Origin of the sequence: uncultured Ruegeria sp. (genome assembly GCF_947489545.1) — a bacterium.
Classification (GTDB): domain Bacteria; phylum Pseudomonadota; class Alphaproteobacteria; order Rhodobacterales; family Rhodobacteraceae; genus Ruegeria.
In genome coordinates this window covers 1-13,566 of record NZ_CANLDZ010000020.1, presented here as the reverse complement: position 1 = coordinate 13,566, position 13,566 = coordinate 1, and the positions used below count along the sequence as shown (strand labels likewise).

Annotated in this window: 11 protein-coding genes and 1 pseudogene; 9 read left to right on the top strand and 3 right to left on the bottom strand. The window is 52.8% G+C overall.

Translation table 11 applies throughout. From position 1 onward, the window contains the following. Position 1 precedes the first annotated feature (1 nt). From Q1B13_RS21485 to Q1B13_RS21470, 4 genes and pseudogenes are all read left to right on the top strand, one after another. A pseudogene (locus Q1B13_RS21485) lies at positions 2-130 on the top strand (zinc transporter); the annotation flags it as partial. A gap of 153 nt (positions 131-283) precedes the next feature. Then, positions 284-1,408 carry a GTP-binding protein gene (locus Q1B13_RS21480; RefSeq protein WP_299083840.1) on the top strand — a complete coding sequence of 375 codons (1,125 nt, stop codon included), beginning with the start codon at positions 284-286 and terminating at the stop codon, positions 1,406-1,408. Next, on the top strand, positions 1,401-2,615 hold the full coding sequence (locus Q1B13_RS21475) for a GTP-binding protein (RefSeq protein ID WP_299083843.1): 1,215 nt from the start codon (positions 1,401-1,403) through the stop codon (positions 2,613-2,615). Before Q1B13_RS21480 ends, Q1B13_RS21475 begins: the two co-directional genes overlap by 8 nt. After that, positions 2,612-3,247, top strand: a complete 636-nt coding sequence (locus tag Q1B13_RS21470) for a DUF1826 domain-containing protein (RefSeq protein ID WP_299083846.1) — start codon at positions 2,612-2,614, stop codon at positions 3,245-3,247. Before Q1B13_RS21475 ends, Q1B13_RS21470 begins: the two co-directional genes overlap by 4 nt. 490 nt (positions 3,248-3,737) lie before the next feature. Here the strand turns inward: Q1B13_RS21470 and Q1B13_RS21465 are convergent, their stop codons facing one another. Beyond that, entirely contained in the window at positions 3,738-5,477 is a 1,740-nt protein-coding gene (locus Q1B13_RS21465; protein ID WP_299083849.1) for an FkbM family methyltransferase, read from the bottom strand. Positions 5,478-5,731: 254 nt separating this feature from the next. Here Q1B13_RS21465 and Q1B13_RS21460 point away from each other — a divergent pair, with 254 nt between their 5' ends. After that, positions 5,732-6,748, top strand: a complete 1,017-nt coding sequence (locus tag Q1B13_RS21460) for an FkbM family methyltransferase (protein ID WP_299083851.1) — start codon at positions 5,732-5,734, stop codon at positions 6,746-6,748. Between the two features lie 43 nt (positions 6,749-6,791). On the opposite strand, the gene Q1B13_RS21455 is transcribed toward Q1B13_RS21460, so the two are convergent. Both Q1B13_RS21455 and gmd read right to left on the bottom strand, forming a co-directional pair. Then, a complete protein-coding gene (locus Q1B13_RS21455; RefSeq protein ID WP_299083854.1) occupies positions 6,792-7,670 on the bottom strand; it encodes a GDP-mannose 4,6-dehydratase in 879 nt (292 codons plus the stop codon). 20 nt (positions 7,671-7,690) lie between these two features. Then, complete coding sequence (gmd, locus tag Q1B13_RS21450; RefSeq protein WP_299083857.1) at positions 7,691-8,728, bottom strand: GDP-mannose 4,6-dehydratase; 1,038 nt, start codon at positions 8,726-8,728, stop codon at positions 7,691-7,693. Between the two features lie 203 nt (positions 8,729-8,931). On the opposite strand from gmd, the gene Q1B13_RS21445 reads away from it, so the two are divergent. The 4 genes from Q1B13_RS21445 (at position 8,932) to Q1B13_RS21430 (ending at position 13,438) form a co-directional block, all read left to right on the top strand. Next, positions 8,932-9,345 carry a hypothetical protein gene (locus tag Q1B13_RS21445; RefSeq protein ID WP_298934704.1) on the top strand — a complete coding sequence of 138 codons (414 nt, stop codon included), beginning with the start codon at positions 8,932-8,934 and terminating at the stop codon, positions 9,343-9,345. A 69-nt stretch (positions 9,346-9,414) separates the two neighbouring features. Further along, positions 9,415-11,400: a glycosyltransferase gene (locus tag Q1B13_RS21440; protein ID WP_299083860.1), complete on the top strand. Its 1,986-nt coding sequence runs from the start codon at positions 9,415-9,417 to the stop codon at positions 11,398-11,400. Between the two features lie 45 nt (positions 11,401-11,445). Beyond that, positions 11,446-12,249, top strand: coding sequence for a methyltransferase domain-containing protein (locus tag Q1B13_RS21435; protein ID WP_299083863.1), 804 nt, complete (start codon positions 11,446-11,448; stop codon positions 12,247-12,249). Between the two features lie 211 nt (positions 12,250-12,460). Further along, positions 12,461-13,438, top strand: coding sequence for a bifunctional 2-polyprenyl-6-hydroxyphenol methylase/3-demethylubiquinol 3-O-methyltransferase UbiG (locus Q1B13_RS21430; protein ID WP_299083868.1), 978 nt, complete (start codon positions 12,461-12,463; stop codon positions 13,436-13,438). The last annotated feature ends 128 nt before the right edge of the window (positions 13,439-13,566 follow it).

Here is a 13,566-nt window from a genome sequence, read left to right as displayed (position 1 = left end):
CGGCGGCAGCTTCATTATGTTCCACGACGCAACTCAGTGTTTCGCGGGCACGTTCGACTTCCCTGCTTCGGGTGCAATTTCAGCCCGAGACACATCCGACCGCGGCCCGGCGCGCATTGCCGAGGTTCAAGTATCAATGGTGTCCCTGACGCCCTCAGTTTGAGCACTCCTACATCGCTTGGCCGCCATTTTTCTCGATTTCAGTCGCCACGATGAATTGGGCTTTTCGGCCTTTCGTTTAAAATTATGTTATGATATCACATAATAACAAATGGAGATGGCAGTGTTTTCCTATGCAGCAAATGGCGCCGATGACACAACGGATCGGCGGATACCGGTTACCGTTCTGACAGGCTTCCTCGGAGCGGGCAAGACGACGCTATTGAACGCAGCGCTGTCCGAGATTTCCGCCGGAAAAGTCGCAGTCATTATGAATGAATTCGGCGAAGCTGGATTGGACCACGATCTGATCGAGTCCGTTGAAGACGAGATCGTGTTGATGCAATCCGGCTGCCTATGTTGCTCCATTCGAGGAGACTTGTCCGGCACAATAGAAAGCTTAGTCGAACGGCGAGATGACGGAAGCCTAAGATTTGAACGGATCATCATCGAAACGACCGGGCTAGCTAACCCTAGCCCAATTCTCCAGACACTCTTAGTCGACCCCGAGCTGGCACGGACCACCCGCATGGACGGGTTGATCACCGTCGTTGATGCGGCCAACGGGCCCGCAACACTGGACGCGCAGTTCGAAGCCGTTTCGCAAGTTGCGATGGCTGATCTCATTCTGCTCAGTAAGACGGATCTAGTCACACCTACGGCAGCAGACGCGTTTGAAAACCGTCTAAGTGGCCTGAACCCTACGGCGCAGATCGAACGACCGATTGATGGTCGTTTCAAGCTCGAAAAGCTGTGGGGCCGGAGCGGCCTACGCAAGAACATAGAGCCGAAAGATGTGATTGCGTGGACAACACCTGATTCACCTCCTGAACTAGCCCCACTGAACAACCTCTCAAGCATCTCCAAACCCAAGTTGTCGCCCTTGGTGATGTCGCCGCATGATATACGGATAAGCTCGGCTTCGATTGTGTTGGACGCGCCGTTGAAAGACGTGGCTTTTGACCTTTGGCTGGACACGCTGATTGCGCTCCGAGGGCCAGACATTCTGCGCGTCAAAGGCATCGTCTTTCTGGAAGGCGTCGAAACTCCATTTGTCTTCCATGGCGTTCAGCACATATTCGACCCGCCGGTCCCGATGAAGAACTGGAACGGCGGAGACCACCGCTCGCGCATTGTGGTCATTGCCCGAGACCTCAACCGCCCCGAGTTGCAGCGAAGCCTCGACATGCTGCGTGCCCATCAGCCAGAAATCGCCACAAAAGAGGAAGTGTTTCCTAACCATGATTGATACCCGTCTTCCCGTCACCGTATTGTCCGGTTTCCTTGGGGCCGGAAAAACCACCCTGTTGAATCGCGTGCTGAACAACCGCGAGGGCAAGCGCGTCGCTGTAATCGTTAATGATATGTCCGAGGTGAATATCGACGCCGACCTTGTGCGTGCGGAGACTGAGCTGAGCCGCACCGATGAGACCCTGGTCGAGATGTCCAACGGCTGTATCTGCTGCACTCTCCGCGACGACCTGCTAGCTGAAGTAAGACGCCTGGCGTCTGAAGGAAGGTTCGACTATTTGCTAATCGAGTCAACCGGCATCTCCGAGCCGTTGCCGGTCGCAGCTACCTTTGACTTCCGTGATGAAGACGATAAGAGCCTGTCTGATGTCGCCCGCCTCGACACTATGGTTACTGTTGTGGATGCGGTGAACTTGCTCAACGACTTTTCCAGCCATGATTTTCTACGCGACCGTGGCGAAACACTTGGGGAAGAGGACGAACGCACGCTGGTCCATCTTCTGACCGACCAAATTGAATTTGCAGATGTCGTGGTTCTCAACAAGGTGGAAGACGCGGGCCCCGAACGCACCGATGCCGCGCGCAAGATTATTCGCAGCCTGAATGCCGACGCCCAAATCATCGAGACGAACCATTCCGAGGTTGCAAGTTCAGCAATACTGGATACCGGGCTATTCGACTTTGATGTCGCCCACGAACATCCGATGTGGGCAAAGGAGCTTTACGGCTTTGCCGACCACGTTCCGGAAACGGAAGAATATGGTGTTTCTTCATTCGTATACCGTGCCCGCCGACCTTTTGAGCCAGAGAAAATTCTGAACGTGCTGAACGGCGAAATGCCCGGTGTCATCCGCGCCAAAGGTCATTTCTGGATCTCATCCAGACCTGCCTGGGTTGCCGAGTTCTCGCTTGCTGGCGCGCTATCGAGCGTTAAGCCAATCGGAACCTGGTGGGCATCGGTGCCAAAGGAAAGATGGCCAGAGCATGCGTCGGCCCAAAACTACATCAAACAGCATTGGGCGGAACCCTGGGGCGACCGGCGACAAGAAATTGTATTCATTGGCGCCGGTATCGATTGGCCAGTTTTGAGTTCTAAGCTAAACGCCTGCCTCCTGCCCGAGTCCCTTGCCTCAAGCCCTGACAATCTTCCAGAAGACTTGCCCGATCCATTCCCCCTGTGGCGTCGTGTTGAGGATGCCGCATGAGCTACGTCCAAACTGAAATCAAAAACGCAGCTGTGGGTGTTGGCGTCAGTGACACACCAGACGGGTTGGCGAAGATTGCAATGCCCGGTTGTGCCGCAACAATCTGGCGCCGTCAGCTAACCTCAGACTTTCAAACATGGATCGATAAGCTGGATCCATTGAAACTGCCAAAAGCACGCCTCGTTCTGCGCCCAGAAGCTGTGAAAGACAAGGTGAGGCATCTGTTTGAAATCGCGGGTATGGAAGATGTCACTGAACGCGCGTGGCTTGAAGAGGATATCTCGGACCTAGCCGCGCGTTTTGCGGAAGTGATGCGCGCACCATATCTTCGCCTTCGCCTGGACGCGATCACCACAAACGCGTGCCGCAAATTCCACGTAGACGCGATCTATGCCCGATTGATCTGCACTTATCGGGGTACGGGAACTCAATATGGCATTTCGCTGGACGGCGAAGACCCAAAACGGGTCTTCACTGTTGGCACCGGATCGCCAATGGTCATGCGCGGGACGCTTTGGCCGCAGAACCCGCCCTCTGGTCTGTTGCACCGCTCGCCACCTATCTCAGGTACGGGCGAAACACGCCTGGTTATTGTGATTGACCCGATCTTCGATGCCGATGAGGCCCAGTGATGGGGCGCAACCTTGTCCAGACAAAACTCCGCAAGCGGCCCCGCAGAGAGGACCCAATGCGCGAACATGGATGAAGACAATCCCGCTTAGCACCCGTTTTTGCAGATTTATTCGTAAGGCGTGAGACCGCTTAGTGCGTTCCAACAACGGGCCTCGTTGTAACCGTCGAGGAAATTGGCTCCTTAGGCCCTGGCTTTCTATCCTCGACCGCTTGCCGCTTTCGCCATCTCGCAACGGTTTTTACACTGATCCCGAGCCCGCTGCTCAGCCCAGCGTTCGAAGCTTGCGATCGCCGTTTTGCTGCTCGTATGCTTACGTTCCTGTGGCGCAGCCGTGATGTAACTGTCCCATAAGGCATCCCTCCATTCCATCCAATGGATCGCACCATCAAGCCTTGAGATAAAACAGCTAATGAGATGATGATGAACCCGAGATAGCGGAAAACTGGCAACCACCATTGAACCTACGACGGTTCATATCGCTCGCATCTCTAGCGCCAAAGCAACAGCTCTTCGAATTCCCAGTCATCCCCGGTCAGATAATCCATAACCGCATCAACACTGACATCCGTACGTGTACCAAGTTTGCGATTGGGGAACACCGATAGCCGCTGCATAAAAGCTTCAGCGTCGAAGTCAGGCTTGGCAATGCGCCAGATTTCTATCAGGGCTACGTCAATCCGCTCCCAGATTTCCATGGGCGTGCGTGAAATTATCAGCTCATCAAACCCCTGAGTGTCTGACTTCCAGACAATGGCCTCAGTGGAGCCGAGATGGGTCTGCATCCAGGCTGCCGTCTCGCGGGTGGTGACTTCTACACGATCAAAACTACGCGCACGCATCGCGTCAGGATTGAGTGAGTAATTCCCGATGTTTTCAGAATCCCGAAAGAATTCCTGAGTCGCGTCCGTGTCCCCCAGAGCCACGTTAAACAAGGATGCCCGATCCCCCAGGGGCCCAAGATTATACTGCAACGCCTGAAAATTCTTTTCATCAGGCTCTACGCACAACAAGCGAGCGATTTGCGGCACCTCGAAGGCCAGTTGCCGGCTGAACAACCCGATATTGGAGCCGATATCAACCAGAGTATAGGACTTGCCGGGCTGACAACGTGCGGCAAACGCTCCGATGTTATCATATTCCCATGCCGCCTCCTTCACGATCTCGGGGGACATGACAGCATCATCCCTAAGCAACAGAGTCGACCCTGCAGGGCCCAGGGGTCCATCGGCTGTCAGCTCATAAAGGGTGCCGCGTTTTGCAAGGCTTTCATGCTGAACGGTTGCGGCTGCATCATTTGATCGCGGGTGCGCTTCAAGGTGTGCCAAAGTTTGCTGGTTTTCTGCCAAGTCGTAAGCGAGGCTGCGGAACAATGATGTGCTATGGCGGTTATGGCTTAACGTGACACGCTGCCAATCACGCGGTGGCGGGCCAAAGCGCGCAACAATTAAGCCGTCCCCACTGAAGGATTCATGCACGTCATGCTCGGCTTCGATAAACGCACCGCACTCCTGCAAGATTTGCAGGCATTTCTGATGTGTCAGAGGATCGCCGCTAATCTGATGCGCATGTGTTGAGACAAATACCCAATCAACCTTGCCCGCAATAAACAATTTCCGGCAGCTTTCCAACACTGCCACCTCATGACCTTGAATGTCACAATGCAGCAGCTCCAGCCGATCCCATCTTTGCTCCTTCATCAAGTGGTTCACAGAATAGCCTGGGATCTGCATCGGGCCTGAGCGTTCCCCCTGGAACGAGGCTGAGGGAATGTGTTCAGGGCCTGCAAAACCGGCTTTAAAAATGGGTTCAAGACCGTTGAGTGCTGCGTTTATGCGCCCTACTTCCAAATGCTCCGGTTCGGGTTCAAGGACAACAGAGCGCCGTTTAGGCTGATGTTGCAGAAACCAAAGGCTGTAGTAGGACCAGAAGCCGCCCAATTCGATCATTCTGGCGGTGTCGGACAAGCACTTATCCACCTCATGGAACAGGCGTTCTTCCTGCGGCTCATGGTGTCCGTCAGACAGCTTGATCAGGTTGCTCATCCAGTCGCCATAATACCCGCCGTTGAGCACGCGCAGCCCATTGTGCATTATCTGAAGCTCGCGACCTTGGGTGTCTTGATAGACTTTCCCGGCATCCGCCACTTTGGGTACGCAATCAGCATCGCGGCACCGCAACCCCAGGGCGAGGCGTTCTTCATTGGACAATGTTTCTTGGGGGTAGTTCACACAGTACGCTCCAGATAACAACGGGCCAGATTGCCACGATGCGCGCACGATACGACCAGCGGTCTCATTGTCAATGATTGGCCCTAAAGCTTATAGCAAAAATATCGCATGTGGTTGCCAGTGGCTGAAACCAGCGGTCTAACAACCCTCATAGGTCGTCCATGATGCGGCAGCTGCATCAAGGATTTTCCCATGGCATACTACTGCCAACCGCGCTAGAGACGCTCTCGATACACGATGAGTTGGAGAGTGCCATGACATTTATTTCATACGCGCAGAACGCAGAAGACCTGATTTTATGGCGCGCTCTGAAACATGTCGAGATGGGCAAATACATAGATGTCGGGGCCGCATGGCCATCCTTTCATAATGTTACCAAAGCGTTTTACGAAAGAGGCTGGAACGGGATCAACATAGAGCCCAACTTAGAGCTTCTGAGTCAACTCAATATGGAGCGTTTGCGCGATACCAACCTAGGTGTAGTGGTGGGGGAGACGCCTGGTGAGGCGGTTCTGCACATCATGAGCAACGCGGGTCTATCGAGCGTTGTTGGCAAGATCGCCGATAACCATGTCGAACTGGGGTTTGAAAAATCCGACATATCGGTGCCAATGACCACTTTGGCCGACATTTGTGACACGCATCTGACGGCGGATCAGGACATCCACTTTCTCAAAGTCGACGTGGAAGGTTTTGAAAGACCTGCACTGAAAGGAAATGACTGGGAGCGTTTTCGCCCCTGGATCATTGTTGTTGAAGCAATGGAGCCCATGTCACAGGTGGAGAACCATCAGGAGTGGGAAGATATCCTGATCGAGGCGCGCTACGTTGACGTCTACTGCGATGGCTTGAACAGGTATTATCTGGCGCGCGAACATCATGATGAACTAGTGTCTGCGTTCAAATACCCTCCCAATATCTTTGATGATTATATGACGGTTGAGATGCAGTCAGCTCTCATCGAAAGAGACCAGAATGCATCGCATATTCAAGCCCTACGGTCGGAGCAGTCTGTTATGGCCGAAAAGAACGATGCAGCCACCCAGCACATGCGGTATCTTGAGAACCGCTCGTTTCTTGAAGATATGTTCTTCAACCACAACGGCCGCCCGCGCAAAGCTTTCCGTCGAATGCTTTTCCACAGTGATGGGAAATGCCGGGGTATTTTCAAACGCCTTGTTTTCAAGAGTAACGGCGCCCCAAGGCCTGCGCTGCAATACTGGATGAAATCGGATGCCTATCAAAGCTTGCCGCGGGCGCATCCCTTATAGTTTGAATGTGCTTTCCGGTGGTTTGCCCACAGGAATCCTGGTGTTACGCCGCTCCGTCCAGCATCCAGGTAAGCGTTTCACGCAAAGGGATACGCGCCTGGCTGGGCAAAAATCGCTCAAGACGTGTGCTGTCGCCTGACAGTTCCTTGATTTCTTGCGCGCGCACAAAAGCGGGGTTCACCTCTATAGACAGATCATGGCCTGTGATCTCACGACACATTGTCACGATGTCCTGCAATCGTGTTGCCCGCCCCGAGCAAATATTGGTCACTGTGCCGGGGTCAATCTGATCGAAAAACGCTTTGTAAGCGCGCGCAACATCCCGCACATCTGAGAAATCGCGCGCAACATCCAGATTGCCCAGTTCCATACGCGCCGCGCGGTCCCGAAAGTGCTGAACTATTTTGGGAATGAGAAATTTTGGATCCTGGCCGCGCCCCGTATAGTTGAAGGGCCGTATCAGCATGATGGGTAGGTTGTCCATGAACAGCCGCGCCGCATATTCCATTGCAAGTTTGGATACGCTGTAGTCATTGACTGGCATCGGCAATACCGATTCCGAGATTGGGCTTTCCGTCGTATGACCATAGATGTTGGCGGTGCTTGCCAGAACAACGCCCTTCTGACCCAAACCGCGCTCTGAAAGCCCTTCCAGAAGACAGCGGGTGCCCATCAGATTGACGCGGTAAAAATCTTCGGCCCGGCCGTGCTTCACAAACGAAATTGCGGCCAGATGCAGCACTGCATCCGGGGTCGCCTTCTCTAGCAAGTGTGCCACTTGATCACTTTGGGTCAGATCAGCCGGAACATACTTCGCATCGCCGTCCACGGCGCCCGCCAGACCCGTGCTCCACACGTCCCACCCGGCATTTGTCAGTTCCCGTGCCGCGTAGTGGCCGGTGAATCCGAAGCGTCCGGTCATTAACAAGCGCCCTTTGCTCATCAGAATGATACGCCCGTATGGTTCCGTTCAAGATCTGCAAGTACCATCATTTGACACAAATCTTCCAGAGAGGTCGTCGCTTCCCAGCCCAGATCCTGCTTTGCCTTGGACGCATCTCCGATCAGCAGTTCAACTTCCGCCGGGCGATAGAATTTTGGATTGATACGCACAAGAACGCGGCCGTTTTCGGCATCCATTGCGATCTCATCCTCGCCCTGCCCTTCGAATGTCACATCGATCTCGGCTGCTTTGAAGGCCATCTGCACAAAATTACGTACCGTTTCTGTCTTGCCAGTCGCTAGAACATAGGTGTCCGGTGTTTCAGTCTGCATCATGCGCCACATACCGTCCACGTAATCCCTGGCAAAGCCCCAGTCACGTTTGGCATCCAGATTGCCTAGTTCCAGACAATCCAGTTGACCCAGCTTAATCTTGGCAACGCCATCGGTGATCTTACGTGTCACAAACTCCAAACCCCGCAGCGGGCTTTCATGGTTAAACAAAATGCCGGACGTACCAAAAATATCGTAGCTTTCCCGGTAGTTGATTGTCATCCAATGGGCATAAAGTTTCGCCACACCATAGGGGCTGCGCGGATAGAACGCCGTTGTTTCGCACTGCGGAATTTCCTGCACCTTGCCAAACATTTCGGAGGTGGACGCCTGATAATACCGGATTTTCGGATTCACGATCCGCACAGTTTCGAGCAAGTGCAACGCTCCAATGCCTGTGATCTGGGATGTCGTATGAGGTTGGTCGAACGAAATGCCCACGAAACTCTGCGCCGCCAGATTGTAGATCTCATCAGGTTCAAACTTCTGAACAAGACGGATCATAGCACCCATATCCGTCAGATCCAGTTCCGCCAGTGTGAGTTTGGGGTGCCGGGCAATATCGAGACTCTCGATGCGCCAGAAATTTGTTGACACAACACGCCGGAAAGTGCCGGTGACCTCGTACCCCTTCTCAAGAAGTAGTTTGGCCAGATAGGCCCCATCTTGGCCCGTGATGCCGGTTACGATCGCTTTTTTCGCCATGCTCAACCTCTAGTGTCTTTTGCCTTCCCTAAAGTAGGAACGTTCCCTCGTCCACTGGCGAATCCTCGCCCACGTGCTGCAAGATCAAGGTGATGAATATGCCGTATCAATGGTAGGCGCCCGCGATATTGATCTGATATCTTGTGAATGGGTTCTGGTAGGATTAAAGAAACGGTAAAATATTTGATGCTGGACAGAGTGAAATGGCACAACAAAGCGCCCAAAAGCGTCCCGACGACGACGTTGCTTCAAAAATTGCAGCACTTCACGCTGAAATTGAGCGCCTGAAGCAAGCGCACACTCTCGAATTGCGTCAGCTTGAGATTGCCAGCTACAAAGCGGAGATGGAACTGGCGACTCGTTGCCGACACATGCCGAGGTCTTCTGAATCAGGATCGACTGAGCAAGCGGGGCCTCGAAAAACGTTCTTCTTTCGCGCCGACGGGCGTCCTAAAAAATTCTTGCGGTTGTTCCTTTTTGCCCCAAGCGGTCAACCGCGATCACTTTGTAAACGAATCATTTTCAAAAAGAATGGCAAGCCCCGCAGCCAATATGTCACTTGGATGAAGAGTACGAAGTACCAGAGCTTGCCCAAGGCCTACAGGTGGTCGCGTTAAACAGGGAAAGCATCCCAGTGTAGATTTGAACCGGTTAAAGACCGCCACACAGATAAAATGGATGACAGCGTGTCACATAATTCCGCACAGCTTAACGAAATGATGCCGGCCGATTACGATGCGGACACACCCGTTGTCTCGATTGTCATTCTGAATCTGGACAAGCCTGAAATGACAATTGATTGCCTCGAGGCGATCTGGAAGCGAACAAACGGCATCCCTTATGAAGTGATCGTGGTCGACAATGGCAGCACTGCAGGAAACAAGGCCATTTTGGAAAGTTATGAAGGTCCCCAAAGGGTTCTTTCGCTCGCCATAAACCGTTTTTTCGGTGAGGGGAATAACATCGGGGCCGAAGCCGCCAAAGGCGAGTATGTGCTGTTTCTCAACAATGACGTGATTGTACAAAAAGGTTGGTTGCCACCGCTTGTCGAAGTCCTGAAGACTCAACCCGACGCAGGCTGCTCGGGACCCAAATTCATTTATCCTGACGGCTACCTGCAAGAAGCCGGAGGCTTGCTAGACGAAGACGGCTCTGCCGTACAGATCGGCAAATTTCAATCACCTGATCAACCCCGGTTCAACCGGATGCGCACAGTAGATTATGTGTCGGCGGCTTGTGTTTTAATGCGGCGCAAAGACTTCATCGATGTTCTGGGTTTCGATTTTCGCTATGAACCGGCCTACTATGAAGACTGCGATCTGTGCCTGAAAATTGGCGCATTGGGAAAGAAAACCTACTACGTGCCGGCGTCGGAAGTCGAGCATTACGAGAGCACGACTACATCTGACAAGGCGCACGAGTTACGCCTCAATACGATTGTTGGGCTCAACAGGCAAAAATTTGTAACGCGCTGGCAGGATTTCCTGAAAACCGGCCGTCATGACACATTGGCAACCCCTTCTTCGCTAGTCCCCGAGACGTCACGCAACAAGAAAACCGCAGGCATCTATACGCCATACAACATCATTCCGGGCGGAGGAGAACGCTATCTTCTCAGCGTCATGAGAGTGTTTGAGACACTCGGCTATAGCCTGACTCTGGTAGTACCCGAAGTTTACTCGCGAATTCGCATCTCTGCGGTGCTCGAAAAGCTGGAACTCACGCTTGATGCCATTGAGATCATAACCCATCAAGAGGCTGAACAATCGCGTCGGTTTGATCTGTTTTTCAGTCTGGGCAACGAAATTTGTCCGCCTTGTAAAACACTGGGGGATATCAGCTTGTATTGCTGTCAGTTCCCCCTCCCTTCTGCTCAGCAAGAACTTGATCGTCGGCTGCCCTGGCTGACCGATTATGATGCCGTCATTTGCTATTCGGAATTTGTAGCCGAGGAGATCGGCAAGAAAATCGTGGAGTTTGACCTTCAAGACCAGCACCTGCAGGTTGTCTCGCCCCCTGTTGGTATGAAAATAGATGTGCCGAAGTCGTCACCGAAATCCGGAATTCTAGCCATTGGGCGGTTTTTCTCAGGCGGACACTGTAAGCGACAGGACATGATGGTCAGCGCCATGAAGCGACTGAAGGACAGAGGCCTTCAAAGCAGGTTGAACCTTGTTGGGTCTCTGCACCCGGAACCGGAACACCGAGAATACTTTACGAAATGCCAGACCGACGCCAAAGACCTGCCGGTTACATTTCACGTCGACGCCGCTTCCGATACGTTGGGAGATCTGTTGTATAAATCTTCTCTGTACTGGCATGGCGCGGGTTTGGGCGTGAATGTCGACAAGGACCCAGGCAACTGCGAGCATTTTGGGATCAGTGTTGTCGAAGCGATGGCCGCGCGCGTTATCCCATTTGTTGTCAACAACGGCGGACCCTCGCTCATTGTTGAAGATGGGATCTCAGGCTTTCACTATAGTTCCGAAGAAGAGCTTGTTGCTCTCACCGAAAAAGTTCTGGCATTGCCCGATGATGAAATCGAGACCCTACGCGACAACGTGGCCAAACGCGCGGCACAATTTTCTGATGAAGCCTTTCGTACGAACTTGATCGCGTTGCACGATATGATTGCACAACAGAAAACCGAGCAACTCGCTCAATCCTTGTAATTGCCGGCATACCAGTCGAAGCTAAGAATAAGTCAGAGGTGCCCCTTGGAAACCGATTTCGCCGCCGATCATATCATTGATTACAAATGTAATATTTGTGGTCACAAAAACAAATTGGCCGCTGGCGACTTTCATCGTGAGGCTGCTATCTGTGGAGGCTGCGGATCCAACGCTCGGTTCCGCGGCATCATACATGGCCTCAGTATGGCTTTGATGAAAACCTCTGTCCCTTTACCCAAGTTCACAAAAGACCGTTACGTCAAAGGGATCGGGATGAGTGAATGGGATGGATACGCCAAAGTACTCAAAAAGAAGTATGACTTTACCAATACTTATTTTCACCAGGAACCCCTTCTGGATATCACATCGGACGACTGGCAAAAATTCACGGATCTTGATTTCGTCATTTGTACCGAAGTCTTCGAACATGTTCTCCAACCGTTGCAGGTTGGTTTTGAAAACATGCGGAAGATGCTGAAAAAGGGTGGGCACTTGGTATTCTCTACCCCGTTCAACGGCAGCCCGGAGACCGTTGAGCATTTCCCCGGCATGGTTGACTTCGCGACCTGTCAGATCGGCGAGGATTGGCTGGTGGTTTCCCGAAAAGCCGACGGGAGCTATGAGATCTACGATCAGAATATCATTTTTCACGGCGGTCCCGGCACCGTACTGGAAATGCGCATGTTCGGGCGAGAGTCTTTGTTGGCGCAGCTGCGCGCCGCCGGGTTTGCTCCGACAGTCTTCTCACAAGCCATTCCTGAAATTGGTTACTATTGGCCAAAAGTGATGGATCGCCCTGAGCTGGGATACCCGGGAGAGCACTACGTGATTTTGTGCGAAGCTATTTGACGGCGTGATAAGAACTGCATTCCGAAGCCCCCGACGATGTATTTGATCTTGAAACATCTTCAGGCTGACGCGCCTTGAGATTTGTTCAAGCTGCAATCAGTCTATTACGCATATGGCTAATCGCGCCGAAGGCGGCTAGGAGTTTGAAGGATGAGCGCTTTGGTGTCAGAGTTAGTGTTCAAGCGATCCCAAAAAACGGGGCGAAAAAAATTTGGCTTTTGCAAACAGCGGGGACGGCAACATGGGGTGGTTTAAAAGGCAGCGTAAGAAGGCGTCTCTATCCGCGGCAAATATCTCTGACAAGAAACCTGCGCAGGACAAATTAATTGATTCAGAGGCATTTGTCTCAGAAGCCATCGCCTACAAAAAAGACCTTGTTGCCGCGAAAGATTTCGCAGCCCTAAGCAGTCTGTGGAAGGAGAAGAACTTTCCCTACCGCATGCGCGTTCAAGATCCTTTCTCTGACGCGTATCGCAATGAAGTATTGGATGTCTATCAGCGTTTGGTGGATACAGAATATGATGTTGCGAACGAACTGACGTCCACACATCTTTCCCCTGAGGACTTTGCGCGCGGCTACCCGTGGATGAGCAATGATATGGGTGTTGTCGCGAGCGAATTAGGGAAGGCCGTTCAAGGGTTTCGTGCTCTGGCACAATTCACCCCCGATGCGAAGAGCGTGATTGAATTCGGAGTGGGCTGGGGAAACACCGCGGTGCCGTTGGCCCGCGCCGGTCTAGACGTTTGTGCGGTTGATATTGATGAGGCGTTCCTCAAGCGGACTGCCGGCGAAGCCAAGGCGCTGTCGACCAGTGTGCGTACTTTGCATGCTGATTTTCTGGAGGCTGCGCGCAACCCGGGGCAGCGCTACGACGTGGCTTTGTTCTCCTCAAGTTTTCACCATTGTCTGGAATTCGAAGAGTTGCTGCGGGCGATCAAGGAAAACGTCCTGACAGAGAACGGATGTATTGCGTTTTTTGCGGAACCAATTTCGAACGGTATGAGTTTTCCCTGGGGACTGCGATATGACGGCGAAGCCGTTTGGGCGATCACATGCAACAAGTGGCTGGAATTGGGGTTCTCTGAAGATTTCTTTCGCGAGTTGATGGCCCGCGTTGGTTTCTCCGTCGAGCCTATTCCCGATCCCTCGGGCTTGTCGGGTGCGGGTTGGCTGGCGCGTTCGTTGTAACCAAAAGTCGACTCAAAATCGGGTGCGTAAAGCTTCGTAACCTAGCCCAACTGATGGGGTGGATGCCCCCTCCACGAACGGCATCGCAATGTGCCAATGTGGTGCTGTAACGCCACCACCATAGGGAG